Genomic DNA, 25,049 nt, shown 5'->3' with positions numbered 1-25,049 from the left:
GGGCCGATGCGTTGAGATGGTCGTTCCACCTGAGGAACAACTCATCGATGTCTTCGACGGTGACTGAGCGGGAGATCATGTGTTCGGTATCGTTCCACACCGATTGTCTTGCGGTGCGTACATGTCAATCAGATTGGTGGAATATTATATATTTACTGGCCAACATGATGTGTGGTAGCATGCCAACCTAGATACTGAATTTTATTTTCATCTAACACGGAGGTAGAAACCTCGTAGTCTCTATATGCACTGATGAAAGAGTACAGTATACCAGATGGGCCACGTCTACTACCACCATCCCGGTGACAAGCAGTTCTCTCTTGACTTCGTGCATCCAGACCCTACTGAAGTCGTCTCGCATATCGTCAACTACGACGACGGCGTCGCTGTGAAGGTTCAGAAGTGCGAGATTGACGAAGCGTTCTACGTCGTCTACACGTCCCGCGTTGGTGGTGGCCCCGTTCGTGAGATCGACTTCGATCTCAAAGCGTCACTCGCAAAGATGAGCGAGGACAACAGCACCATCGTCGTTCGGCTGCTCGAGATCTACCGCGCCCTCATCGCTCAGAACGAGGAGGAAGAAGGTGTTCCTGTCGAGGCGTACAAGAAGATCGACGTCGACGCGCTGCCGGGCGTGCTTGATCGGACGTCCTGGGAGGGCTCAGCAACAGCCGTTGCAGGTCGGCTTGCCTCGAACTTGATTCTGAAACACACACTTCCGAACGCCAACCATCGGATGGCTGTCGCACTAATCCAGTTCTACCTCCGGCGCCTGAATCCGGACTTCTCTATGCCGGAAACGTCCATAGAAATCGACCCAGAATCGTATGACTGGCGGGAGTGGGTGAACGAGTACATCAACGAATCGAAGCGGCTGTTGACCGTTCGGCGGAAGAATGTCCTCTTCAAGCACCTGTACCGCTTCGGTGCGAGAACGCTTGAGCGGAAACACGCGGTCGAGATCGACCTGACTGCATACGAGCTGGATATGTACCCGAGTGAGGCGAAGGTCGTCTACGCAGAGCAACACGAAGAACTCTGGATTGAGTTCGTCGAGGAGGCCGTCGAACGTGCAGGCTATCCGGGGCTGAAGAAAACACCAGGGCTATCGAAAGCAGAATTCGCTGAAAAGATTCGGAACCTCGACTAAGCGGATCTGTTAGTCTTGGAGCGTGGCGACTGTTCGGCCCGTTTCCTCGGCCTCTTCGCTGCGCGACATATTGTACGTCGCGAGCGCTTCGTCAACCGCCTCATCAAGACTCATTGGTCAATCTAACTTTGACTCTTCCAGCGTATAAACGCTTGCATGGCTAAAACGCCAGCCCACCAGATGGGAGGGTCACAACCCAAACTCCGCACAATCTACTCGCTTTTCAAACTGGTCCAAGCAAACAGTACTGCTCTCGTGTTGTACACACCGGTTCGTTGTTAGTGACCCCAACTGGACTCGTGGGGCTTTAGACTCGACCGAAATCGGCGTACTCAGTGGCAACTGGTTCCAGCGCCTGGAGAATGATTTCGGCTTCAAGCGGTGAAAGGTCAAGTTCCCGGGCCGCAATCCGATGGTTGACCGTCCCATCGGCGTACTCGGAAGCGTGCTCGAGGGCGACAGCAAGCCCGTCGAGACCATGTCGCTCGATGTAGATGTCGATGTCCTCGTCCTGGTCGCGGCGGGCAACAGCGGCGATAAGTGCTGGTGTGATCGTTTGGGTTTCACCGTCTGTCGAGAGCGTAAGTGCGATCGACTCGGCATCGTATTCATACGGGCGCTGCTCACGGACTTTCTCTACTAACCCAGCTGTTTCGAGGTTCTGCATATAGTCGTAGGCAGTTCCCTGTGGGATATCGAGTTCGTCGATCAACTCGGACACGGTGACCGGTCCGTGTTGTAAGATATGGGCATACAGCCGAGCAAGTGTAGGTGTGTCGAGGAGGTCGGCCACCGTCTGAAGCTGCTGAATTGGTGGGCGGCCTGACCGGGGAGGTGATTTCGCCATCTCAATTACGAATTATGGATAATTCGTGATAAGACTTCCGGCGAAGGGCCAAAGCTCAAAACTCACTTGCCACCCACCGAGAGCCAGTCACGCGCTGCGGCACCACCCCATTCTTGTTCTACAGAGAAAACAAGGCGAGTGCCTCGGGCTTGGCCCCGAGATGGTTCACTCCGCACCCGAGTCTGCATCTTCATACTCATCGAGATCAGGGAGATTGGCATCCCAGTCCGGATTCTCGTCGTAGTAGTCGCCCTCAAACTGCTCGCTCACGGCAGCTAAGCCAATCAAGCTCGCAGTATGTGCATCGTAGGCGTCGGGATTGATCGCCCAATACTCGCCCTTATGACGCACAAACCCCTGATTATGGAGTCTGCTGAGCGTCGTCCCAACACTTCCTCGTGGGATGTCAAGCGCCTCAGCAATCTCACCTGCTCGATAGCCTGTTTCTGGAGTCGCTGCGAGGAAGCGAAGAATGGAACGTCCATTCGTATTCGGTCCTGGAAGGTCCGATGGCTGGTAATTTTCGAAGTCAACGGGCATATGTAATAGAATGTAACGGAGAGTAATAGACTTGCCGGAGTAGTTGTTCCAGAGTACTCTTTGGACGCTGGAAGGTCTCGATCGACGCGTTCTCCCAATAGAAGTGCGATGAATCTGAGGTCGTTGGGAGGATACTAGTTTTTACTGGCAATAGTGGTGTGTCTGACTGAGTATTCGCAGAGTGGCGAGTTATCTAGCGAGGAGACTGTTGAAAGCCAGAGACAGCACAGTATCCGCATCAATAGGCGTTGTCAGGGGGAACACCTACTTCTTGGCCTAAAGTTCCCTGCGAACTTGTCGGGGAGATTCAAGATGCAGCGGAACTCAATTTCACAGAACGGTTGGGCTGTTCTGCCTGTAGAAACGCACCGGAATACCAGTAGGAATCATCTCCACCACAAACCATGACCGAAAACACACTCACCGTCCGCGTCGAATCGAACGACGAGTTCTTCGACCGTGCACTCGAAGCCGCAGCGAAAGCCGACGCTGGTGAACTGACTGATGACCACACTGGCGTCTCACTTCCAGACGAGGCTGCACTTGCACGTGTTCTGAGCGAAAAAAATCTCGAACTTATCCGGACTACTGCCCGCGAAGAACCGAAGAGTCTCCGCGAGCTCGCGCGGCTCGTTGAGCGTGACATCAAGAACGTCTCGACTGCGATCAACGACCTCGCAGAACTCGGACTTGTCGAATTTGAGCAGGATGGCCGATCAAAGCGGCCGGTCGTCTGGTACAGCCATATCCACGTAGAGTACGACCTTGGTGTTGGGGCGGATGATACCGAGGTCGCTGCACAGGAGTAGCTTGACTACTGCTATTCTGGACGAGGCGCGTTCTCGTACTTGACCATCTTCTCGGGCTTGTCGGAGATAGTCTCGTAGATCTGCTGGAGCGTCTCCTCAGCGGCGAGCAGATTGTGTTCCTCAAGGAATGTTCGACCGTCCTCGGTCAGGCCGTAGAACTTCCAGGGATAGCCCTGTCGGCGCTGGTCGTCGTCGAGTGCGACTTCTTTGACGATGCCGGCGTCGATCAACTTCTGGATGTGCTTGTAGACGGTGGCATCGCTGACGCTGGGGTTGAACTCCTCAAGTTCGTACATTGAAGGCAGCTGCTTGGGGTGCTGGAGGATGTTATTGACGAGCGCGAACCGCGTCTGCTGGGTGACGAAATGGATGAGTTCACGGGACCTCTCTCCACCAGCGGTTCCCAGATCGGTACTCATACATCACAGTTCGCACTCTGACGCAAAGTAGTTTACCCTTGGGTAAATCACTCTGGGGTAAACCAAAATGAATCTGAATGGGTGACTTAGTTGATGTGTCCGGAGAACTCCCGTGACGAGGAACGGAATCGCCATTCTCGACCGAATTACTACTGTGTGAGTGCCGGGTCACTATCGGTTCCAAATCACGTCTTCATAGCGGCTGTTGATGGGTGCTAGTTTTATTGGCAAGAGTGGTGTGTCTGATAGGGTAATTGAAAATAGCCTATTTCAGAATAGCCTATTCTATATTTGGTTATTCGGCATGATTAACTTCTTGCGAGAATATATGTGGTTCATGGAACGCTTTGTGGATCGGGAAATCGAATTATCTCGGCTGCGAGAGTCCTACGCGTCCGACAGCCCAGAGATGATTGTTATCTTTGGACGGCGTCGCCTCGGAAAGACACAACTCGTTCAACACTCACTCACGCAGCGAGATGATGCCGTCGTATACCAAGCGACGCAGACGACACCACAGGTGCAACTCGACGAATTCGTTGACGTCGCTTCAGGTTCCTTCCCTGGAATCGAACACATCAAACAGAATTGGGAGTCACTACTCGGATATCTTGTCGAACAAGGCGGAATTGTCGTACTCGACGAATTTCCATATCTCATCGACGCCGACAAGAGCATCCCTTCGGTGATTCAGCGATTGTGGGACCAACGCCTCCAGAACACGAGTGGAACACTCATCCTCGTTGGATCATCGATTAGCATGATGGAGGAAGCAACCCTGTTAGGAAACAGCCCACTTTACGGGCGATTCACCGAGAAAATCGATCTCCGACAACTCGGATTTGCTGCTGCCCAGGAGTTCTTCCCGGACAGCTACAAGCCTGAAGACCGAATTTTTGCATGGGGCATCTTCGGTGGTGTTCCATACTATCTCGATGGCATTGACCTTGAGCACGACCTTGGAACCGTGATTTCTGACTCCCTCCTCTCACAGCGGGGATATCTCCATAACGAACCGGAGTACGTCCTCCGAACTGAGTTAACTGAGCCGAATCGATACTTTGCGATTCTCAAGGCCATCGCTGCAGGGAATACCACGTCAAACGAGATTGCACAGATGGTTGGGATCGACGGAAAACAGATTTCGACCTACACCCAGAAGCTAGAGCGCCTTCGGCTCATCGAACGTGAAGTCCCACTCACAGAAGAGAAAGCTCGCTCTCGCCGTGGCCGGTACCGTATTCTCGACCCGCTATTTCGGTTTTGGTTCCGATTTGTCTACGGGAACGAAGATCGATACGAGCGATTGGGCGACGAAGCGTATAAGGCAGTCATCGAGCCTGAGCTCCCTGACTTCGTGAGTTCACAGTTTGAAGTCCTCTGCCAGGATGCGCTTCCTGGATTGTACCCGGATAAAACGTTCTTAGATATCGGCCGGTGGTGGTACAAAGAACACGAAGTCGACGTCGTCGGTTTCACTACGGAGGGGACGATGGTCGTCGGCGAGTGTAAATTCACGAACGCCCCGCTCGACTATAGTGCGCTTGCGTCACTCGAAGAACACACAGAAGAGATCAGATGGACCCCTGACAGTGGCGGAGATATCGACAAAGAGTATGCACTGTTTACTCGGAGCGGGGCGACCCAAACTGTCCGAGAAGCAGTTGCAAAGCGGGATGACTTGCAGTTGTTTGGGTTAAATGATATAACCAACAACGTGTGACTCACAGCTCTTGGAAGTCTGAGGTGCAAACATCCCGATGGTTCACCAATTATTCTCGGCGGCACTCGAATCGACCAAACAACTTTGCTGTGGCATCGTGTGGACACTACTGGAGACAGACTGTGTCACATGCGTCTCCACAATCCCCCATGACGAGTGATTCGACGGCGCTTGGTCGATGTCCTGATTGCGGCGAAGAGATTGAGGCATACCAGTCGATAATTGAGTTCGAAGATGGCGATGGGTCAACTGGCGTTTTCGCTGAGTGCTATTCCTGCGACGAAGTTGTTCGTCCAGAGTGACGAACTGGTGCTACTTGTCCACGAGGAAGTCTAGGCTTGCGTCCGAATGTTAGTTGACTCATCGAAGCGCGTTGTAACGTAGCGCGAAACTTGTTGATATACCAGTTTCGAGTAGCGTTACAACCAGAGGAAAACCGGAAGTTGGTATCAGCAGATTAACCAACAAAATTTTTGATTAGCCCTTGTGTTGGTTAACACGAGGCAGCAGCCGATGTCCGACGAACCACCGACGCCGCCGACGAATCTCCCCACGGAAGTCGTCAACGCCCTCAACAAGTTGGGGCAGAACCGCCTTCGGGACGTTGCTCACTATGCCGAAGAGTTGGCCGAACACAAGGAGCGCGAGGGTCGTCTCGAGGAAGAGTCACCGGAAGAGGAACTCGAAGAACGGTCGGACGACCTTCCAGATGATGTCCCCACGAAGGCGACAATCACCATCAAAGAGATCAACGACAACCGCTACTACTACTGGCAGTGGAGAGAGAGGGAGACAAAATCAAGTCCAAATATAAAGGCCCGGTCAACCCCGATGAGTAGGAAGGACTTCCATGGGCTCGAAAGACACCACACCCCGTGTGCGAAGTGAATTTTCTCATCATCCGTGGACCCCGTGTGAGAGATAATCGAATGACAAGTTGAGAGGGAGACACCCCGTGTACAAGATGAATAGTCAAAAACTTCAACTGCTCGTTAAGCGCTCTCGCGCATGAATAGCGCATATTTACACTTTGCACACGGGGTGTGGGTTACCAGACTGAACAAGTCAGAACTTACACTCGTGACCAGGGGTGCGTAGTCGGGGAAAACGGAGACTACGCAAGATCTTCCAGTCGGCTATCGCGGAGCACGGATTTCAGCACAATACCAGTATCCTGAACCAGTCGATGCTCAAGGTAGCTCCCTTCTCCCCGTCCACCGCCAGTTCGGGTCGATTCCACCACGCCGAGGAACGCCTGCTCCTTCAGCAGTTCATAGACGCGGTGTTCGCTCAGAACCTTCGCATCGACCGCCTCAGCAGTGTTCTGGTAGCGCTTGTAAATCCGGCTTGTCGAGAATTCGTCTTCGTTCGAGCTCTCCTCGGTCAGCAGTGCAAGTGAGTAGAGAATGAACTTGACCTGAGTCGTTGATCCACGAAGTAACTCCTCGAATCGGTCGACCTCTGCCCATTCTTGAGCATCGCGAACGTGCTCTGCGACGACCTGGTCGGCGTTCTCTCGCTCAGCGAGTTCGCCCGCGTGTCGGAGAATCTCGATTGCCTTTCTGGCGTCGCCATGTTCCTGTGCTGCAAGCGCCGCAGTTAGGGGGATGACGTCGTCAGAGAGAACGTCGTCGTGGAACGCGTCGCGGCGGTGCTTCATTATCCCACGGAGTTGATTCGCGTCGTAGGGCTGGAAGACGAACTCTTCTTCACGAAGGCTTGACTTGACGCGCTCGTTCAACTGGTCCCGATACTCGATTTTGTTACTCACCGCGATAACGCCCAGGTGACAATCGGCTTTCCCAGATTCACGGGCTCGTGAGAGCTGCATCAGAATATCATCGTCGTTCAGGCGGTCAACCTCATCGAGAATGATGACAACTGCATCATAGGCGAGATTCAGAATCTCCCAGAGGTAGTCGTAATATTCCCCACTGCCAATCCCTGCCCGTGGGACATCGAAGTCAGTTTTGTCGGTCTTGTTGAGCTCCCGTGTCACTGTTCGGGCAACACGGGTCTGTGTATTGTGCTGTGCACAGTCGACGTAGACAGTCCCGACCGAAACCCCATTTGACTCTGCAGCTCGACGGGCACGTTCTGTGACATGGCGAGCAACCAACGACTTGCCCGTCCCTGTCTTGCCGTAGATCATGACATTGTTCGGCGGGTCATTTTGAACGATCGGCCTAAGTTCAGCAGCGATGTCCTTGATTTCCTTATCCCGGCCGACGATTCGGGCACTTTCCGGGACGTGACCAACCTTCAGGAGTTCCTTGCGAGTGAAAATGTCGACCCGGTCGGGATCGTCTCCATCGATATTGAATAGCGGATCCTCAGCCGGGTCTTCGTACCGGTCGTTGAAGTCAGAGAGTTGCGACGGGTCATCAGCCATCGATACAAGATACCGCGCAACCCGGCTACTTAATAATTCGCCAACCTTGGCAAGAGTGTAAATCGTGCCACGACTGGAACCTACTGCCTGGTATGCCCAATGTCAGTCGGGAAAAGAGACAACGTAATCCAGAGTGAAAAACGTCCCTTCCGTGTAGGTGGTTTGGACGAAGAGACACCCCTCACCAAGAGTGTAAAATGGACACAAGCCAATATTTGACCACCCCTCGTCCTGAGTGAATCGCCTCTTTTCTTCTAAGAGTCTCGAAGAGTACACCCCTAATCAAGAGTGTAACCCAAACAGAGCAAAGGCAATCAAACATTGAGCGGACACAAAAGACGTCTGACGCACGGCAGACACCCCTCGTCAAGAGTGAAAACAGTCGCAGAGCATGCTATTTAGTCAAGCAGTCGTTCGAGACAATAGTCCCTGTTTCCAGTTGTTGTGATAGACGCATAGCTGTTGACCTGCATTCTACACCGATCTCAAGAATATCAAGAGTTTGGGGTATCGAGAAAATCGTCACAGAGAGATCACGACCGAAAGACACCCACCCACCCCTCGTCCAGAGTGAAACAGAACAAGAAGAGTCGAGAGGCAAGATGAGAATTGAACAACTGAATCGCCTGTAAACGACACGAATCACGGAAGGAGAGGTAGGAACACACGTATAGAGATTCCGTGGAATCAACCAGGACCCATATTCATCAGAATTTTTAGTATTATCATAATCTTTATATCTTATTGATTCGAACAGATCACTAAGTGTATTCTCCACAATAACAAAGACGAATTAGTATTCGTCTGGATCTCGTGAAGAACTACTCATTTGCTTTCTTCTTATTCTGCCGTCGATCTCAGTCTTAGCGACTCTCTCCGCAGCCTTGTCCATCTACCCTTCTCGTGAACCCCTGTTTCCTGTGGACTGCACTCCACTCTTTCAATCGTTTTCACTCTGGACGAGGGGTGTGTGTTCCACAAGTTTCTCTTCCAATTTAGGAATCTGAGTCAAACTTCTCTAATCTTAACCAACAATATTTTCGATGAGCGCTTCGTGTTGGTTAATACGAGGCAGCAACCGATGTCCGACGAACCACTGACGCCGCCGACGAACCTCCCTACAGAAGTCGTCAATGCCCTCAATGAATTATCACCGACCCATCTCCGAGACGTTGCCCGCTATGCCGAAGAGTTGGCCGAACACAAGGAGCGCGAGGCTCGTCCCGAGGAAGAGCCACCGGAAGAGGAACTCGAAGAACAGCCCGACGACCTACCAGACGATGTCCCCAGGAAGGCGACGATTACGATCAAAGAGATCAACGACAATCGCTACTACTACTGGCAGTGGCGAGAGGGTGACAAAATCAAATCCAAGTATAAAGGCCCAGTCAACCCCGATGAGTAGGACGGACTTCCATGGCTGTAATCTGCTCGCGTTTTAGACTGGTCTAAGCAGATAGTACCGCTCTCGTATTGTACATACCAACCCGTCATGATAGTTGGTTGAGAAACCGGTGTTGCCAGTACTGCCAATAACCAGTCCACTATTGCCAGTAAAACTGGCGCAAGCGTGGGAGTTCCCGAGATTGGGAGTGGATTCGTTAGAGAATTTGTTCTCGGGGACCCCCGTTGCCAGTACTGCCAGTATTCGCTCGATTTAAATAACACACACACACCACTTTTGCCAGTAAAACCACTCGAACGAGTAGAAGGCTACTCGCACCAATACTCATTATACGATAGATTTATGTTAATAGTAGTAGAACCGGATCCGTACTGGGAAAGAATTAGTAAAGCAAAGCTGTAGATGTAGTTCGGTAGCTCTGTTAATTACTTCATTTTGGACTCCGGGCCTCTCCTACGAGAGAATACTGGCAATAGTGGAGAGAGTGTCTTTTATAAGCCACCGTGATATTGGCGGTACTGGCAACGGGGGGGTGGTTATTGGTCATACTGGCACCCGTGGTTTTATCACATATAGCAACATCGTCCAATCCATGGGCCGGTTCACTCGGGAGTCATTCATCATTCGAGACAACGACGTGTTGCGAGACGATTACCAGCCTGAGACTCTTGAGGAACGAGACGCAGAACTCGACGAATACGCGGCAGCTCTGCGGCCGGTAATCCAAGGATGGCAGCCAAATAACGTGTTTCTGTATGGGGTCACGGGTGTCGGGAAGACTGCGGCCACACACGATCTACTCAAGGAACTCCAAGAATCCGCTGACCAATACGACGACGTCGACGTGAATATTATCGAATTGAACTGTACTGGCTGCAACACGTCGTACCAGGTTGCGGTGAACCTCGTGAACGAGATTCGAGAGCCAAATCACCCACTAACAAATGTGTCGTCTTCACGGGTGCCGATCAGTGAGACTGGCTATCAACAAAAGCGCGTGTTTCGTGAGCTCTACGCTGACTTAGAAGATATTGGAGGGACCGTGTTGGTTGTCCTCGACGAGATCGACAATATCGGATCAGATGATGATATTCTGTACGAACTTCCTCGGGCACGTTCACAATTGGACCTGGACGTGAAGTTGGGTGTCATCGGCATCAGTAACGACTTCAAATTCCGCGATAATCTATCCCCGAAAGTCAAAGACACACTTTGTGAGGAGGAGATTTTATTCCCGCCGTACGATGCTGGCGAACTCCAAAATATCCTCCGCGAGCGAGCGGAGATTGCGTTGTATGATGATGTGTTGGAAGATGATGTGATTCCGTTGTGTGCCGCGTTTTCAGCACGAGACTCTGGATCGGCCCGGCAGGCACTTCGACTGTTGCGGAAGGCAGTCGATATTGCAGAGTCAGAAGCGCGGGCTGGCAGTGATGCGTTTGTAACAGAGGAACATGTCCGCGAGGGGGAGTTCCAGATCCAGCGCCAGCAGGTCGTTGAAGGAATGCACTCGTTGACACAACATGGGCAGCATGTGTTGTTGACGGTGTGCCAACTGGCGGCTCGAGGAGAAACGCCCGAACGGACAAAGGCGATCTATCGCCGGTACCAGAAGGTTGCGAGGAAAAATGGGCAAGAACCGTTGAAGCGTCGGCGCGTACACGACCACCTGTCGGATCTGAACCTCCATGGTGTGTTGCAGTTGGTTGACTCGAGCGGCGGTCGAGGGAACTACAACGAGTACGATTTGGACGTGTCGCTGTCGTCGGCGTTAGATGCACTAGAAAGTGAGTTTGGGAATTTAGAAGGCATCCGTGAACTCGCGAAAAAGAACGGGACGTTAGACTAGCCCGAGTCTGTTGAAACCCTCTTCACATCTGGCGATTTGCTGAGGGGTGAGTTTCGAACAACAGCTGCGGGAACCCGTGGAAGAGCGACTCTCTGCAGTGTCGAAATTGAAGGATTTCAACAGAGCCACTAGCCCCTTTGTTCTGGGGGTGACCCCCGTTGCCAGTGTTGCCAATAACCTGTCCACTGTTGCCAGTTTCAGTGAAAATTCAAGTCGGATGCCCCGGGGCTTGACCTCAGGATTTCGAGTTTCGGATGGCACACTTGCAGTACCGAGACGGCGACTGGTACTTACGGAGAGTCAAGGAGAAAGCCCCGGCCTTTAGGGCAGGGATGAATCCGGCATAATCCTCCACAAACCACCGTTCAAACACTCGGATGGATATTCCACGCTGCGTAATCCATGCCTTCAAGTAATATTCTCGACATAGGTTACGTATGGCGAAACAGGTTGTCACCCGCACCTACACTGCTTCCATCAGGAACCAGCAACAGGTGTCTGACGACCTCGATTCGCTCGGGTTCGCAGCCTCGAAGCTCTGGAACNGCTTCCATCAGGAACCAGCAACAGGTGTCTGACGACCTCGATTCGCTCGGGTTCGCAGCCTCGAAGCTCTGGAACGTCGGACGGTGGGTTTGCGACCGAGTGTGGTCGGAGATAGGCCACATTCCCGGTCACAACGAACTCACCTCGTACCTCAAGTCGCACGAACGCTACGATGACCTGCATTCTCAGTCAAGTCAGCGAGTCCTTCAAGAACTCGCTGAAGCGTTCACCGGCTGGTACGGCAAACGACGCAACGGAGACACGAAAGCGAACCCACCGAAGTACCGCAAACACAACGACGAACATCCTCGAAGCACGGTCACGTTCAAAGCCGCAGGCTTCAAACTCGACACCCAGTACAACCGAGTCCGACTCTCCAAAGGGTCGAATCTCAAAGAGTATTGGTCGGACTTCATCCTCTGCGAGTACCAGATCCGACCCGACGTTGACCTCTCCACCGTAGAGAGCGTTCAACAGGTCAGAGCCGTCTGGACAGGTGACGAGTGGGAGCTACACTTCGTGTGCAAGGTCGAAATAGAGGTTGCTGAAGCCCCCGGTGAGAAAACCGTAGGTGTTGACCTCGGAATCAACAACTTCGCCGCACTCGCCTACGAAGACGGCCACAGCGAACTGTATCCGCTCAACTGTCTGAAGCAGGACGACTACTACTTCAGCAAGCGCATCGCTCGATGTGACGACTCCGACTCCGAGCAGGCTACGCGGTTGAACCAGAAGAAGTCGGCTCGTCGCACCTATTACTTCCACGGCCTTTCGAAACACATCGTCCAACGGTGTGTTGAGGAGGGGGTTGGAACGATTGTGGTGGGAGACCTCTCCGGAATCCGTGAGGACGAGGGGAACAATGAGTCGAAGAATTGGGGCAAGCACGGCAATCTTGACCTGCATTCGTGGGCGTTCGACCGCTTCACCGACCTTCTCGAATACAAGGCCGAGATGGAGGGAATCGCGGTTGAGCGGGTGTCTGAGCGTGATACGTCGAAGTCGTGTTCGTGTTGTGGTCGGAAGCGTAAGGTGAATCGCGTGGAGCGTGGGTTGTACGTCTGTGACAAGTGCGGTACGGTGGCGAATGCAGATGTGAACGGTGCTGAGAACATTCGGCAGAAAGTATCTCCGAGTTCACCGAGTTTGTCGGTGAATAGGAGTAACGGCTGGNGTACGGTGGCGAATGCAGATGTGAACGGTGCTGAGAACATTCGGCAGAAAGTATCTCCGAGTTCACCGAGTTTGTCGGTGAATAGGAGTAACGGCTGGTTGGCACAGCCATCGACGTTGTTGTTTGACAAGGAAACTGGTGCGTTCGCACCTCAAGAACAGGTAACGTCGTAAACCACAATATCCCAACGGCGGTCGGGAATCCTCGCGCTTCAGCGCGGGGAGGATGTCAACTGTAGGTGTTGACTTTGGCAGTCCTATTTGGAATGTGAAAAATTCGGACTAGACCCTCGTTGCCAGTAAGATTGATATCGCTGACGTCTGCTGGTTTTACTGGCAATAGTGGTGTGTCTGACGAATCATCCAATGAATGACTATACTCGACTCTTGGACCTCTCAACTGGCGTTCGTCCATTGAGTGCTTGGTGCAGTCGCTGGATATTATAGTATTGCACAATTTGATGAACCACTTACGGACGCTTCCGTGACTACTTACTCAGGAATTATGGAAGCAGCCGACTCGGACTTTGAGGTATGAAACCGTGCTTCGATAAGATTTCGCTCGACATAGTTGAGTCAACTACTCAATTCTAATCGAAAGACAGCAGTCAGATCTGTTCCATGTCGCCTAAACAATTCGACGTCAAGAATCAGATTTGTCTCGATTTTATTGTAGTACACGGGCAAGACTACCACGGCGCCGGCTGGGCCCACAACGGGGGACTCCCAGTCGAACTCACCCTCCGAGACGACGGCCGTCTTGGTATCGACCCGATCGAGGAGCTCTCGACGCTCCGCAAACAGCAACTCGCTGATATCTCAAACCAGTCGGTCCGCAGCGCAAACGAGCAGTTACGTGGTATCGAGGGAGACACGGTAGAGATTGCAGTGGAGTTCGGAGATTCGGATGCGACGAAGCTCGGAGTCGCTGTCCGGGAATCGTCCGACGAGGAAGAACGAACGCTGTTCTCTTCAGCCCCTTTCTCTCAACTGAGTCGTTTGAACCGCCACTTCTGATTCTTTCCTCCCCACCACTCCCACTGCATCGCTCGCGTTCCCTCTGCGGTAGATGCGTCCTCGATGTCCAGCACTTTCCCGCTGTTGACGTTTCGTATTCGGCGGTCTCTCCCACTCACACTATCGATTGTCCACCGCTGATTGTTGCCACCCCACCACTCCCACTGCATTGCGTTCGAGCCGTCGTTAGTAGACGCATCTTCGATGTCTAGAACATCGCCGCTGTCGAGGTTCTCAATGCGGTAGACACCGCTCGTAACTTCGCGAACTNCCCCACCACTCCCACTGCATTGCGTTCGAGCCGTCGTTAGTAGACGCATCTTCGATGTCTAGAACATCGCCGCTGTCGAGGTTCTCAATGCGGTAGACACCGCTCGTAACTTCGCGAACTACCCACCGTTGCTTGTCACTGTCCTCCCAGCTCCGCTGTTGGACTGCAGCACCGTTTCCAGTCTCTCCGTCTTTCACCTCTAGCACGTTCCCGGACAGACGGTTTTCGATACGATAGACTCCTCCGTCAACGAGACGTGACGAATAGTCCCACGCGGTGAGATTCTCGATGGTGGCGGTTCCACCGCTTGCCGTCATCGACGCGTGAACGCTCTGCTCGTCCGGATAGATTCGGTTTGTCATCGTTTGTTCGCCGCCGTTAGCGAACGTGGTCACCGAACTCCTGTCAACGAGTATGCGGAGTTCGACAGTTCCGTCGCTCTGCGTCGATAGCGGGTGGCTCGCACGGTCTTTTGACGTGTCACCGAAGAACGGTCCAGCATCGTTTCGGTCGACGATCAGTTCCTCCATCTCAACGTCGTACGTTACCCTCGTCTCCTGTGCCATCCCCTTCCGCAACTTGAGCGTCACGGAATCAGCATCTTTGGGGTCGATGGTCGTGAGTAGTTCGAGCGTCTCTCCCCGTACATCTGTTCCGGCAAGCGGATCTACTGTTGACGAGAGCGGTTCGGTATCGAGTTCAGCCAGCGTGCTGTCGCGCTCTGATTCGATCGCTTCATCGGGTCGCTGGATAGGGACGATTCCGTTGTCAGTACCCCGGAGGGTGAGTCGACGGGGGAACGACTGCACGCCTTTCCACCCGTCTTCCGGCGTGTTCGGGGCGTAGTCCCAGTGACTCATCCAGGCGAGCCCTAAGCGAGAATCCATCGCTGGTTCGTTCGCCCACGTCTGTGCGGCATAGAAGTCCCGCCCAGAATCGGCATAGACTGTGTCTTCGACGGTAAACTCTGATCCGTTGAAGTGACCGATGTGGTGTTCGACGTGGTCTGCGTCGACAGAGATGGTCATCACCCAACGGGTTTCACCGGTGTTCTCGACCGGTAACCTGTAGAGGTCGGGACATTCCCACCTCGCGCCCCCCGATTCGTACGTGTTTAGGTACGTCCACTGCTTCAGGTCGTCGGATTCGTAAATCTCGATGCCGGCCGGTCGTGTGGATCCGCTGGCCTCGACACGAGCGACGACCATGCGCCAGTTCGATGTCGGTTCATACCAAAACGGGTTCGGGTCTCGCCAGTCTGTTGTCTCTTCGTCTAAGACCGGGTTTCCACTGAACTTAGTGAACGTTTCGCCGTTGTCAGTGCTGTAGGCGAGACGCTGGTCTTCGACCCCAGTGTCATCGTGGTGTCCCGTGTACATGCAGACGATGGAGCTGCTGCCGAACCCCGCCGTGTCAGTCTTGTCGACGACTGCACCGCCCGAGTAAGCCTGAACGGAGTTCGTATCCGGAATCTTCGTTCCCTGTTCAGTCCAGTTGACTAAGTCACGACTCGTCGCATGGTCCCAGCGGCGGTGCGTCTCTCCTGCCTGGTAGAAGAGATGGTATATCCCGTCTTGGTAGACTAATCCGTTTGGGTCGTTCATCCACCCGCTCTCTCGCGAGAAGTGATACCCTGGCCGATATTGCTCGTCGCTCGGCGTCCCGTTTTGGATGTCCTCCATCTCCCAGATCTCGATCGACCGGACAGTGATCTCACCGTCGTGATAGAGTCGCAACTCCGTGGAGTCCCCGCGAGAGGGATATGCGCGCGTCGTCACGCTCTTCAGTTCGTTGACGTAGCACTCAATCAACGACTTGTCGATATACACGTGCAGTCGTAGCGGCTCATTGCCAATGTCGACCGGTCCCGCGGTCGTAAGCGTGCTTCGGTCGCGCTCTGCGGCCATCAACGTGTCGTCTAAACTGGTCTCTGTACGGTCGGTTTTGATCTCACCAGTCTCTTCGTCGTAGTAACAAAGCGTCTTTTCTTCACCATCAGGCGAGTGGTGCGAATAGAAACCATACTCCGACGCGCCGTTTGACTCGATCTCCAATTTCAGTTCTACTGTCTCTGCGGTGAGATTCTTCAGTGCGTCGTTGACGAGACCGGGCTGTGCGTCTTTCATTTCCAAGCGTTTCTCCGAGCGAGCCGATTTCATCTCTCGAATTGGGGCGATACCCAACTGTCCGTCATCGCGTAGCGACAACTCCATCGGCATCCCTGTGTTGTGCGCCCAGCCCGAGTCGTGCCACAGTTGCTCTCTCCGGTAATCCTGTGCGATCGTAAAAAGAATAGACCGGCCCGTGTGTGGATCGACGAACCCGCTCGGCCCCGTGAAGTGCGAATTACCCTCATCGATGAGACGTGGCTCCGAGTGGTCGCGGGTGAAACTGCACGTGCCTGCATCCCATTCGCCGATCCAGTAGAATACCTCCGTATCACCGCCCTGTGGATTGATACAGAGGACGTGTTTTTCGACGCCGGAACCGTCCGTTCCGACAGGAAGTAATACGGGAAGCTCCCACGCGTCTCCGAGGTATGGATAGTCTGAGGGCTCGTCCAACTGGAGTGCTCGCCCTTCGTAACTCCAGTTGATGCAGTCCGTCGAGCGAAACGCAAGCACGGTTCCACCGTTGTCGTTTTTCAGTCCAGACCCGACCAGACAGTACCACTTCCCGTTCTCCTGCCAGACGTGAGGGTCTCGGAACTGGTTCTTCCGGAGACCAGGGTCGTCGGGCTGCTGCATGACGACTCCTTCTTTGTTCCAGTTAGTGAGCGTTGAGTCGCTGTCGGTGGGGTAAGTCGATGCGGCCGTCGCAACAGCTTGGTCGTCGGTTCCTTTGGTGACGCCCGCCGTGTAGAACAGTCTCGGGTATCCATCTGCGTCGATAGTCGCGTCGCCCGACCAACAGCCGGCTGGGTCGATACCTTCCTCGGGTCGAAGCGCTTCTTCGACCGGATTCCAGTGGACCATATCGTCGCTCACCCAGTGACCCCAGTGGATCTGTCTCCAGTACGACCCCTTTGGGTTGTGCTGGTAGAACAGGTGGTACTTCCCCTCGAAGTACAGCGGGGCATGCGGCTCGTTCATCCAGTGAGTCGGAGCGAGCGCGTGATACTCAGGTCGGAACGAATCGTCGTCGTACTGAGCAGGGTTGACCGTTAGCTCCTGATACCCCGTCGCGGGCATACCGTCCTCCTCGGAATCATATTTCTTGCTAACGTCTGCACTGCTCAGGGCCGTGGCGTAGGTTTCAATCTCGCTGACCGAGCCGTTGAACATGTTCTGTTTCCATATCTTACCGTCCCCGTCTTCACCGATATAATCCATCTGTGCGTTTCGACCCACTTTGAGCGGAACATCCGCTAGAGTTATCGTACCGGTTGGTATCGTTGTTTCGGCAACGAGCGTACCGTTCTTATAGAGTCGAAGCGACCCAGTATCTCCGTCGAAAACACCGACGAGATGGTTCCACTCATAGACGTCAATCTCCTCACCACTCTCAATCCACACCTCGTGCCACCCGTCTCCTGTTCCGACTTGGAACGTCCAGTGTCCGAAGTTGTCGACTCCGAACGTGAACCCAGTCTGTCCTTCTCGGTCACATTTCTCGATGATTGGGTCAATGTACGGTGACTCGGAGCCGTGAGAGCGGGGCGCAATCCACGTAGCAACTGTCAGCGTCGGTAATTCCTGATTGAACTCTGGTGCAAGCTCGGACGGCGCCCAACTTGCCCACGAGGTGTAGCCGTCGAAGAGGAGGCTATGTCTCACCAGTCCATCGAACCACAGCGGGTCGTCATCGCTCTTGTACGCAACGTGTTTCGAATATCCACCGACCGTTTCAGTGACGTGATCTCCAGTACCCCGATCGAACGGCCAACTACCGATCGATGTCGACGGATCCGAGGCCGTTGCGGTACCGCTGAGTGTGTTTCCACTGCTCGCTGAGCCAATACTGATTCCGAGTAGCTTCAGCCAGTTCCGTCGAGTGATACCGCTTTCATCGTCCGTGTTCCTTGGTGTCATGTGTCTATCCACTCGCTACCAATTTAATCATTATCCATATAAGTTTATTCATGGTATTCCATATGGTGGGTAGAATCAGTACGAATTCCTCGTCCGGAGTCTAACGTATTCGTTCAAAAGTAACTATGGTTCTTCTCGGCGGATCAGATACTGTTAGCTAGGCTGAGTGCCGCTGTCAACTCGACCAACTAGGAACATCTGTGGGTGACCGTTCTGGGTTTGGTTGTCACCACGAATGAATAAATCCGATCTGAGTTTTTTCATTCGCTATGAAGATTGGACAGCTACTCAGATAAATAAATCACGGCCGTTTCGTGCTTAACTAATTTATCCGTTTGTAGACGAGCCCCCGAGCCACATATATAGCATTACAAATTTAGGGATGTAATGAGAATATTCGATTATTATGGTGACTGTAATCATTCAATGAATGAACTTCTCACTAGCATTTTTATCACCGTCACAAGAGTATTTAGTGACGTGTGGACCGAGCGCAGTTTCGACTGATGGCACTTCGATTCAAAATTAAAGTCTACTCAATTTACCCACCACGACATCCGTGCTTTCTCTCTCGAACTGTTTAATTTATATACGTTCTATAACGATTATCTCGGCCAGAAGTTTATTCAACATGTGGTAAATCAACCAATCTGTGGTATCAAACCAAGACAGTTCGACGGGAACGAACAGAAGACAGTTTCTAAAGACCAGTGCGGGCTTAGGCCTTGCTGGCCTCGGTCTCTTGTCGGCGAGTGGTTCTGTAGCTGCCGTCGAGACGAGCGACGCCGACCAGTGGACGCGCGCAGAGGCAGCGAACATCACGTTGACCAACGACACTACCGCACCGCTCATCGAAGAGAACTCCGAATCCATCTCCGACGACTACTGGATTTGGGACACGTGGCCGCTCCGGAACCGCGACGGTTCGATCGTCAAGATCAACGGCTGGCAGATCGTCTTCTCGCTAACTGCGTCCGATGACCTCGTTCCAGGTGCCCGCCACAACGAAGCAACCATCCGGTACTTCTACTCACGGGACGGCCAGACGTGGCAAGAGGGTGGGCAGGCGTTCGAGGCACCGCTCGGCCACCATCAGTGGGCCGGTTCAGCGATGTACGACCAAGGCGAAGAACAGATCTACCATTTCTACACTGCCGTCAGCTCGTTCCCGGAGTTTCGACAGCGTCCCGCGCTCGCAATCGGTTCGTCTATCGAAACTGGGCCACAGGGCGTCGAGCTGACCGGTGAGCAAGAACACGTGATCATGGGAACGCCTGACGGTGAGCTGTATCAGACCCTGGAGCAGTCCCGGGAACAAGGCATTGTCTACGCGTTCCGTGACCCTTGGTACTTCCAACACCCCGAGACAGGCGAGGACTTCGTCGTGTTCGAGGCAAACACCCCGACGGGAAGCAGAGACCCTGGTAACCCTCAGAGCTTCAACGGGAACATCGGCGTCATGCGGGCCACGAACGACGAGTTGACCGAGTGGGAGCTGCTGCCGCCTGTGCTGGAGGCGATTGGAACCAACCAGCAACTGGAACGTCCGCACTTCGTCTTCAACGACGGGAAGTGGTATCTCTTTACCATCAGTCACAAGTTTACCTTTGCACCCGGACTCGATGGTCCCGACGGCCTGTACGGGTTCGTGAGTGACTCAATGTATGGCGACTACGAACCGCTCAACGAGGGGGGGCTGGTCATCGCGAACCCCGAAGAAGCGCCGTTCCAGGCCTATTCGTGGCTCGTGATGCCCCAAGGCGACAACGCACTGGTAGAGAGTTTCGAGAACTTCCGAGGTCTCGATGACACCTCTCGCGGTTCCATCAGCCTCGATGAGGTCGGTTATCTCCCACCAGAAGAACAGAAGGAACTCTTCGGTGGAACGCTCGCACCCAGTTTGAAACTCCAGCTTGAGGGTACCGAGACACGAATCGTCGCGGAGTTCAACGACGGCCACTTCTTGCCCTCGGGTGGTTCTTCGGGCAAAGGGCCGAAGCAATCACGCTGAGACTCCCGCGGATCGCGAGAACTGGTTCGGGCACTCCGTAGACTCCCCGTCCAAATCGCTCAGGTTCCGTATCGAATCCGGCATCGATCCACGGGACGTTCGTGTTCAGCCGACCAGTGCCATCTATACTAATTTTATACTTGTTGTTAGTATAATATTATATTTTAGAACATGGAAATATTTATCTATACGACTGTCCTACATCGAGTTGCAATGACGGAAGACAACTCCAAGCGTACGTTTGGGCGTCGTAAGTTCCTCCAAACGACCGGTGCACTCGGTGTCGCCGCTACAGTCGGTATCGGAGCAGCGAGCGACTCCGCAGCAGCGGTCGAAGTGCAAGAGCCGGCTCAGTGGACCGAAGAGATGGTCAACGAGATTGAAGTCACGGACGAAAACACTGCCCCTTATCTGGACGAAGACCCGACCCAGATTGCCGAGGAAGCGGGGTACTGGGTCTGGGACACGTGGCCGCTCCGGAACCGCGACGGCTCGATCGCAGTCATTGACGGTTATCAGATCATTTTCTCACTGGTTGCCGACAAGACCAGACCTGAGATCAACGTCCCTGGAGACCGCCACAACTACGCACGCGTCGGATACTTCTACTCGCGCACCGGCAAGAGCGAAGGCTCGAAGGGATGGCAGTTCGGCGGCGAAGTCTTCGACGAAGACGCTTTCCTCGGGAACCAGACGTGGGCCGGGTCTGCGATGTACGACCAAGACGAAGAGCAGATCTACCACTTCTACACCGCGGCGGAGGCGCTTCCCGAAGCACGTCAGCGCCTTGCCCTCGCGAAAGGTGCTACTATCGAAACCGGCCCGCAGGACGTTCATATCACCGAATCCGATTCCCACCACATCCTCGCCGAAGCCGACGGCGAGATGTATGAAAAGCTCGAAAACTCCAGTGGGATCATCACCGCGTTCCGCGACCCTTGGTACTTCACGCATCCCGAAACGGGCGAGGATTGGATGATTTTCGAGGGGAACACGCCGACGGCAAACGACGATCCCACCAATCCGCTGAACTACAACGGTAACATCGGTGCGGCGAAGGCGATGAACGACGAGCTCACCGAGTGGAAGCTGATGCCGCCGATCTTCGAGGCGGTCGGTGTGAGCCAGCAGACTGAGCGGCCTCACTTCATCTTCCACGAGGACAAGTGGTACCTCTTCTTTATCACTCACGAGTTCACCTACGCGCCTCAGCTCTGGAGCGAGGGCGGTAGATTCCGGAAGGAAGGTAAGCCGCCGGGTCCGGAAGCGCTTCACGGGTTCGCGGCTGACGGCCTCTACGACAGCGATATGGAGCCGCTCAACGGGAGCAGTCTCGTCGTCGCTAACCCGGAGGAAGCGCCGTTCCAGACGTATTCGTGGCTCGCAATGCCGCACGGCAAAGACGGTATCGTTGAGAGCTTCGTGAACTTCCAAGACGTCGATACGCTCGGACTCTACGGCGAAGAACTGAAGGAGGCGTTCGGCGGAACCCTCGCTCCGAGTCTCAAACTCCAGATCGACGGTACCGAGACGAGTGTCACGACAGAACTCCAAGACGGACAATTCCCCGCATCTGTCGGTGCGCGCTCCCGTGGCAACGGACCGAAATAGTTTACGCTAACATCATTACCAGTCCGTACTAGAGTCGGCGTTGGTAGTGCCACTTAACCAACGCAATTTTTCTCTCCGGCCACTGGCACTGACTGACTGGTGCTTCTGTGATATTATATATACATATATTGATATGGCTGCCACATCGGCACTGTCTAGTTAGTGACCTCCTCAACCGGCGTTCGCCAATTGAGCGCTTGATGTGGTCGCTAGAAGTTTTAGTATTGCGCGAACTGTATGAACCACTCGTGGACGCTTCCGTGACTGCCCACCCACGAATTATGGAAGCGATCGACTCAGATTTTGAGGGTGTGAAACCATGTTTCGATATGGTTTCACTCGATGTAGTCAAGCCAACCGTTCAATCCTAATCGAGAGAGTGCAGTCTGATATCCGTAGCTATCAACGAGAAACACAGCGTCTGAGATATCGTGTTTCTCCGAGAGTCGATGGAGAAACGCAGCAGCCGGGTCGGTACCATGCCGTCCAAACAATTCGACGTCAAGAATCAGTTTTTGTCTCGGTTTTTATTGTAGTGCACAACCAAGACCATTCGCCATTGATTTTGACAGCGGTCTCGTCGACCGCAACCCGCTTCGGGTTCGCCTCAGTCGAGTTGTGTCCGCTATCAGCTAACCGTCATACCCATTGATAAAAACATTGATAGGACCGTTCAACACCGAGTAATCGAAGAATCATTTGTCTCTCTAAGTGAACACTCGGTCGTGTGGATTTACACTAGTGGTAACTCCTCATACTGACTGAGTCTCTTCATCTAAACAACGATGTGTCGTAGTGTCTGTGTACTTGCACCGGAGGAAAACTAGTCAAACAGACAATGACGAGCAAGTCACACATTCAAATCGACCGTTCTTGATTTCGCTCAGTAGTGTTGTTGGAACCGTCCCATACACTCATTGTGGTGTAGAAGAACCCTCAGCCATGACCGGAGACATAAGCGAGAATAACTTGAGCACGGTACTTGAGGAGCACGTCGGCTTATCACCGTACGAAACCGATGTTTATCTTGCCCTCGTCCGCGGTGGACGTCAATCCATGTCGAGCGTTGCCGAATCGAGCGGCGTCCCGCAGCAACGCACCTACGACGTTATTCAAACACTCCGCACGCGCGGTTTCGTGAAAGTCGTCGACGGGTATCCGAAAGAGGCCTACGCAGTTGACCCATCTGAAGTCCTCTCACCGATCCGTGAGCGGATCGAAAACACGGAAGCGATTCTCGATGAGCTTCACCAAGTAGTCGATGAGGTCGAAGGCGGGGTGAGCACGTTCACGAGCAACGTAGGCATCAAAAAATATCTGAAGCGCGTCATCAATTCGGCTGAGTATAGTCTGTTCGTTCTCGCACCTCGAGGATCGCTCTCACTGCTTCGGGAGGTCCTCCCTCGCGATACCGACGTTCAGACAAACCTCGTCCTGTCGGGACTGTCAGACGGTGAACTCTCCAATGAGCACCGGGTCCTCTCCGAGGAGGATCATTCGTTAGCAGAAACGATTCGCGGTGTCGCGAGCGAGGAACCGTTCGTCGTCTCAGCCGACAGAAAAAAGGGGTTCTTTTGGACGGGGTCGTTTACGAGCCACGCTGTGTCGGAGCCCATGGGGTATCACATTACCAATTCGGAACTCGCCTTGCTGTTCGACCGGTTTCTCGCGGATTCTGTCTGGCCACTTTCGACCCCCATCGCAGCACCGGACGACGACACTCAACTCGTCTTCCCCGAAACGTACCTCCGAATACGCAACTGTCTCGACGATTTACGAGCCGCGGCCCGAACCCGACCACTCGAATCGTTCGAACTCGAATTCGACGGATACGACACGGATACTGGTGAAGCGGTTCATCTTCGAGGGACTGTGATTGATTATTACTACTCGCAGTACGACACCCGCGCGCATATCGAAGTCGAACTTCCGACCGATGACGGAGTCAACCGCACGGCTACCGTTGGCGGGTGGAAGACAACGTCTGAGGAGTACGAAGCGCGCCGATTGACTCTGTATGGTCCCTCAATGGACTCGCCGTACCAACGGCTCTCCGACGGGACAAAGCGACACCTCAGTGAGTGCCGTGAGTCGCTGCCCACGTCGTTCGGTGGCGGAACTTTCGCGGTCGGGTTCGACGGAGCGATCGACCACATGAAACAAATCGTCGCGGAACGGACCGGCCCCGACTCGTACAAACCGATGAACGACTTCGAGGCGCTCAGAGAGGCCCTCGGTCAGGCCGACACCGCGACGCAGTCGCCATTCGTGGAGTGGGTTGAGACAGCCGCCATCGCGGGGGGTCACAGCGTCAACACCGGTGGCGTCCCCGCCACGCTCGGAAACGACGTGACCTTCGTCGGAATGTACGGCCAGCCGCTCCTCCACGAATTCCGTGAACGGTTCCCAGACCAGCGACTCGTTTCGATCGGTGAGCCGTCTCGGGGGGATCTCGTACAGTTTACCGATGGAAAAGTCGTACTGAGCGAGGGCGGAGTTCATTCAACCTTAGACTGGGAGTCGCTCTGTGAGTCGGTCCCGGTGCGAACACTCATCGAGATTTTCGACGACGCGACCCATGTGAGCATCGGCGTATGGGCGTCGTTTCCGCGCCTCCCGACGGTTCTCGACGGGATACGAACAGAGGTGTGGCCGAAACTCGAATCGCCCCCGGAACAGGTGTATTTCATGTCTGGAGATACAACACGCCTCTCCGACACGAGGTTCCCAGCCGGAATTACATCCCTCTCGGCGTTCAGCGAGACAGTTCCAGTGACACTGTTCGCGACCTGGCGACAGGTCGCCCGCTACGCGCGCCTGTTCGATGAAGACACTACGAATTCGCTCGTTCGGATGACTGAGAACGTCTGCAAACGGCTCGATATCGCACGATTCGTCGTGCACACGCCCCATGAGGCGATTCTCACGACGCCGCACGCCGAGACGACGGTCGTCGAAACGCCAATCGCCGACGACTCCGTGGTGATGAAAAACGCAGAGAACTACTTCGCCGGTGGCTTTGCAGTGGCGGAGATGGCCGGACTTGATGATGGTCCGTCTCTTGTCGTCGCAAACGCCGTCGCAGACTTCTTTACTCGATACGAGCGCGAGCCGACGGAAGCGGAGCTTCGCGAGGCGATAGCCACGTATGATAGTGCCGAACCCGGGGCATCGAGTGAATGAGTGACGCTAGCGTGTAGACCTGTTTTCGAAGTAAAAACCGATACCGCGGTGTCCGAGTCCCGTTCGTGTTAC

Annotated in this window: 16 protein-coding genes and 6 pseudogenes; 14 read left to right on the top strand and 8 right to left on the bottom strand. The window is 53.9% G+C overall.

What is annotated here, in order from left to right; genetic code table 11:
- Positions 1-274 precede the first annotated feature (274 nt).
- Positions 275-1,150, top strand: a complete 876-nt coding sequence (locus tag C454_RS18160; RefSeq protein WP_004977847.1) for a hypothetical protein — start codon at positions 275-277, stop codon at positions 1,148-1,150.
- A gap of 307 nt (positions 1,151-1,457) precedes the next feature.
- Here the strand turns inward: C454_RS18160 and C454_RS18155 are convergent, their stop codons facing one another.
- Together C454_RS18155 and C454_RS18150 are read right to left on the bottom strand one after the other, a co-directional pair.
- Positions 1,458-1,997: a winged helix-turn-helix domain-containing protein gene (locus tag C454_RS18155; protein WP_004977841.1), complete on the bottom strand. Its 540-nt coding sequence runs from the start codon at positions 1,995-1,997 to the stop codon at positions 1,458-1,460.
- Between the two features lie 165 nt (positions 1,998-2,162).
- On the bottom strand, positions 2,163-2,537 hold the full coding sequence (locus C454_RS18150) for a MarR family transcriptional regulator (RefSeq protein ID WP_049905280.1): 375 nt from the start codon (positions 2,535-2,537) through the stop codon (positions 2,163-2,165).
- Positions 2,538-2,941: 404 nt separating this feature from the next.
- Here C454_RS18150 and C454_RS18145 point away from each other — a divergent pair, with 404 nt between their 5' ends.
- The gene (locus C454_RS18145) at positions 2,942-3,346 is read left to right on the top strand and encodes an HVO_A0114 family putative DNA-binding protein (protein ID WP_004977835.1); all 405 of its coding nucleotides are present in this window, start codon (positions 2,942-2,944) and stop codon (positions 3,344-3,346) included.
- An 11-nt stretch (positions 3,347-3,357) separates the two neighbouring features.
- On the opposite strand, the gene C454_RS18140 is transcribed toward C454_RS18145, so the two are convergent.
- On the bottom strand, positions 3,358-3,765 hold the full coding sequence (locus tag C454_RS18140) for a MarR family transcriptional regulator (protein ID WP_004977833.1): 408 nt from the start codon (positions 3,763-3,765) through the stop codon (positions 3,358-3,360).
- Positions 3,766-4,102: 337 nt separating this feature from the next.
- Here C454_RS18140 and C454_RS18135 point away from each other — a divergent pair, with 337 nt between their 5' ends.
- The 3 genes and pseudogenes from C454_RS18135 (at position 4,103) to C454_RS18130 (ending at position 6,327) form a co-directional block, all read left to right on the top strand.
- Complete coding sequence (locus tag C454_RS18135; protein WP_081605263.1) at positions 4,103-5,488, top strand: ATP-binding protein; 1,386 nt, start codon at positions 4,103-4,105, stop codon at positions 5,486-5,488.
- Between the two features lie 149 nt (positions 5,489-5,637).
- Positions 5,638-5,790: a DUF7837 family putative zinc-binding protein gene (locus C454_RS21390; RefSeq protein ID WP_004977830.1), complete on the top strand. Its 153-nt coding sequence runs from the start codon at positions 5,638-5,640 to the stop codon at positions 5,788-5,790.
- Between the two features lie 211 nt (positions 5,791-6,001).
- Positions 6,002-6,327, top strand: a pseudogene (locus tag C454_RS18130) (hypothetical protein).
- A 275-nt stretch (positions 6,328-6,602) separates the two neighbouring features.
- On the opposite strand, the gene C454_RS18125 reads toward C454_RS18130, so the two are convergent.
- Positions 6,603-7,880 carry a Cdc6/Cdc18 family protein gene (locus tag C454_RS18125; protein ID WP_049905279.1) on the bottom strand — a complete coding sequence of 426 codons (1,278 nt, stop codon included), beginning with the start codon at positions 7,878-7,880 and terminating at the stop codon, positions 6,603-6,605.
- 1,081 nt (positions 7,881-8,961) lie between these two features.
- On the opposite strand from C454_RS18125, the gene C454_RS18120 reads away from it, so the two are divergent.
- From C454_RS18120 to C454_RS21385, 5 genes and pseudogenes are all read left to right on the top strand, one after another.
- Positions 8,962-9,285 carry a hypothetical protein gene (locus tag C454_RS18120; RefSeq protein WP_004977818.1) on the top strand — a complete coding sequence of 108 codons (324 nt, stop codon included), beginning with the start codon at positions 8,962-8,964 and terminating at the stop codon, positions 9,283-9,285.
- Between the two features lie 592 nt (positions 9,286-9,877).
- Entirely contained in the window at positions 9,878-11,134 is a 1,257-nt protein-coding gene (locus C454_RS18115; protein ID WP_004977817.1) for a Cdc6/Cdc18 family protein, read from the top strand.
- 236 nt (positions 11,135-11,370) lie between these two features.
- Positions 11,371-11,454, top strand: a pseudogene (locus C454_RS21300) (transposase); the annotation flags it as partial.
- Between the two features lie 117 nt (positions 11,455-11,571).
- Positions 11,572-12,853: pseudogene (locus C454_RS18110) on the top strand (RNA-guided endonuclease InsQ/TnpB family protein); the annotation flags it as partial.
- A 9-nt stretch (positions 12,854-12,862) separates the two neighbouring features.
- Positions 12,863-13,027 (top strand): annotated as a pseudogene (locus tag C454_RS21385) (RNA-guided endonuclease TnpB family protein); the annotation flags it as partial.
- Positions 13,028-13,227: 200 nt separating this feature from the next.
- On the opposite strand, the pseudogene C454_RS20110 reads toward C454_RS21385, so the two are convergent.
- A pseudogene (locus C454_RS20110) lies at positions 13,228-13,615 on the bottom strand (hypothetical protein); the annotation flags it as partial.
- Here C454_RS20110 and C454_RS20875 point away from each other — a divergent pair.
- Positions 13,508-13,870: a GH32 C-terminal domain-containing protein gene (locus C454_RS20875; RefSeq protein WP_394324759.1), complete on the top strand. Its 363-nt coding sequence runs from the start codon at positions 13,508-13,510 to the stop codon at positions 13,868-13,870. The pseudogene C454_RS20110 and the gene C454_RS20875 overlap by 108 nt on opposite strands.
- On the opposite strand, the gene C454_RS21295 is transcribed toward C454_RS20875, so the two are convergent.
- Both C454_RS21295 and C454_RS18100 read right to left on the bottom strand, forming a co-directional pair.
- Positions 13,840-14,190 carry an RICIN domain-containing protein gene (locus C454_RS21295; RefSeq protein WP_081605261.1) on the bottom strand — a complete coding sequence of 117 codons (351 nt, stop codon included), beginning with the start codon at positions 14,188-14,190 and terminating at the stop codon, positions 13,840-13,842. The genes C454_RS20875 and C454_RS21295 overlap by 31 nt on opposite strands.
- Positions 14,105-18,172 (bottom strand): GH32 C-terminal domain-containing protein, encoded by a 4,068-nt coding sequence (locus tag C454_RS18100; RefSeq protein ID WP_081605260.1) that lies wholly within the window; start codon positions 18,170-18,172, stop codon positions 14,105-14,107. The genes C454_RS21295 and C454_RS18100 overlap by 86 nt, the downstream gene beginning before the upstream one ends.
- 742 nt (positions 18,173-18,914) lie before the next feature.
- On the opposite strand from C454_RS18100, the gene C454_RS18095 reads away from it, so the two are divergent.
- Both C454_RS18095 and C454_RS18090 read left to right on the top strand, forming a co-directional pair.
- Positions 18,915-20,183 carry a glycoside hydrolase family 68 protein gene (locus tag C454_RS18095; protein ID WP_004977811.1) on the top strand — a complete coding sequence of 423 codons (1,269 nt, stop codon included), beginning with the start codon at positions 18,915-18,917 and terminating at the stop codon, positions 20,181-20,183.
- 213 nt (positions 20,184-20,396) lie between these two features.
- Complete coding sequence (locus C454_RS18090; protein WP_004977810.1) at positions 20,397-21,794, top strand: glycoside hydrolase family 68 protein; 1,398 nt, start codon at positions 20,397-20,399, stop codon at positions 21,792-21,794.
- A gap of 209 nt (positions 21,795-22,003) precedes the next feature.
- Here the strand turns inward: C454_RS18090 and C454_RS20100 are convergent.
- A pseudogene (locus C454_RS20100) lies at positions 22,004-22,527 on the bottom strand (IS6 family transposase); the annotation flags it as partial.
- 209 nt (positions 22,528-22,736) lie between these two features.
- Between C454_RS20100 and C454_RS18085 the strand changes: the two are divergent.
- Positions 22,737-24,977 carry a TrmB family transcriptional regulator gene (locus C454_RS18085; RefSeq protein ID WP_004977808.1) on the top strand — a complete coding sequence of 747 codons (2,241 nt, stop codon included), beginning with the start codon at positions 22,737-22,739 and terminating at the stop codon, positions 24,975-24,977.
- Positions 24,978-25,049: the final 72 nt, after the last annotated feature.

The organism is Haloferax gibbonsii ATCC 33959 (assembly GCF_000336775.1).
Taxonomy (GTDB): Archaea; Halobacteriota; Halobacteria; order Halobacteriales; family Haloferacaceae; genus Haloferax; species Haloferax gibbonsii.
Note: the sequence above shows the minus strand (reverse complement) of the source record. Positions and strands in the feature narration are given on the sequence as shown.

Coding starts and splice junctions, on each gene's coding strand:
- C454_RS18140 (WP_004977833.1), bottom strand. CDS start 3,765: ATGAGTACCGATCTGGGAACCGCTGGTGGAGAGAGGTCCCGTGAACTC.
- C454_RS18115 (WP_004977817.1), top strand. CDS start 9,878: ATGGGCCGGTTCACTCGGGAGTCATTCATCATTCGAGACAACGACGTG.
- C454_RS18155 (WP_004977841.1), bottom strand. CDS start 1,997: ATGGCGAAATCACCTCCCCGGTCAGGCCGCCCACCAATTCAGCAGCTT.
- C454_RS18160 (WP_004977847.1), top strand. CDS start 275: ATGGGCCACGTCTACTACCACCATCCCGGTGACAAGCAGTTCTCTCTT.
- C454_RS18125 (WP_049905279.1), bottom strand. CDS start 7,880: ATGGCTGATGACCCGTCGCAACTCTCTGACTTCAACGACCGGTACGAA.
- C454_RS18150 (WP_049905280.1), bottom strand. CDS start 2,537: ATGCCCGTTGACTTCGAAAATTACCAGCCATCGGACCTTCCAGGACCG.
- C454_RS18145 (WP_004977835.1), top strand. CDS start 2,942: ATGACCGAAAACACACTCACCGTCCGCGTCGAATCGAACGACGAGTTC.
- C454_RS18085 (WP_004977808.1), top strand. CDS start 22,737: ATGACCGGAGACATAAGCGAGAATAACTTGAGCACGGTACTTGAGGAG.
- C454_RS18090 (WP_004977810.1), top strand. CDS start 20,397: ATGACGGAAGACAACTCCAAGCGTACGTTTGGGCGTCGTAAGTTCCTC.
- C454_RS18135 (WP_081605263.1), top strand. CDS start 4,103: ATGGAACGCTTTGTGGATCGGGAAATCGAATTATCTCGGCTGCGAGAG.
- C454_RS18120 (WP_004977818.1), top strand. CDS start 8,962: ATGTCCGACGAACCACTGACGCCGCCGACGAACCTCCCTACAGAAGTC.
- C454_RS21390 (WP_004977830.1), top strand. CDS start 5,638: ATGACGAGTGATTCGACGGCGCTTGGTCGATGTCCTGATTGCGGCGAA.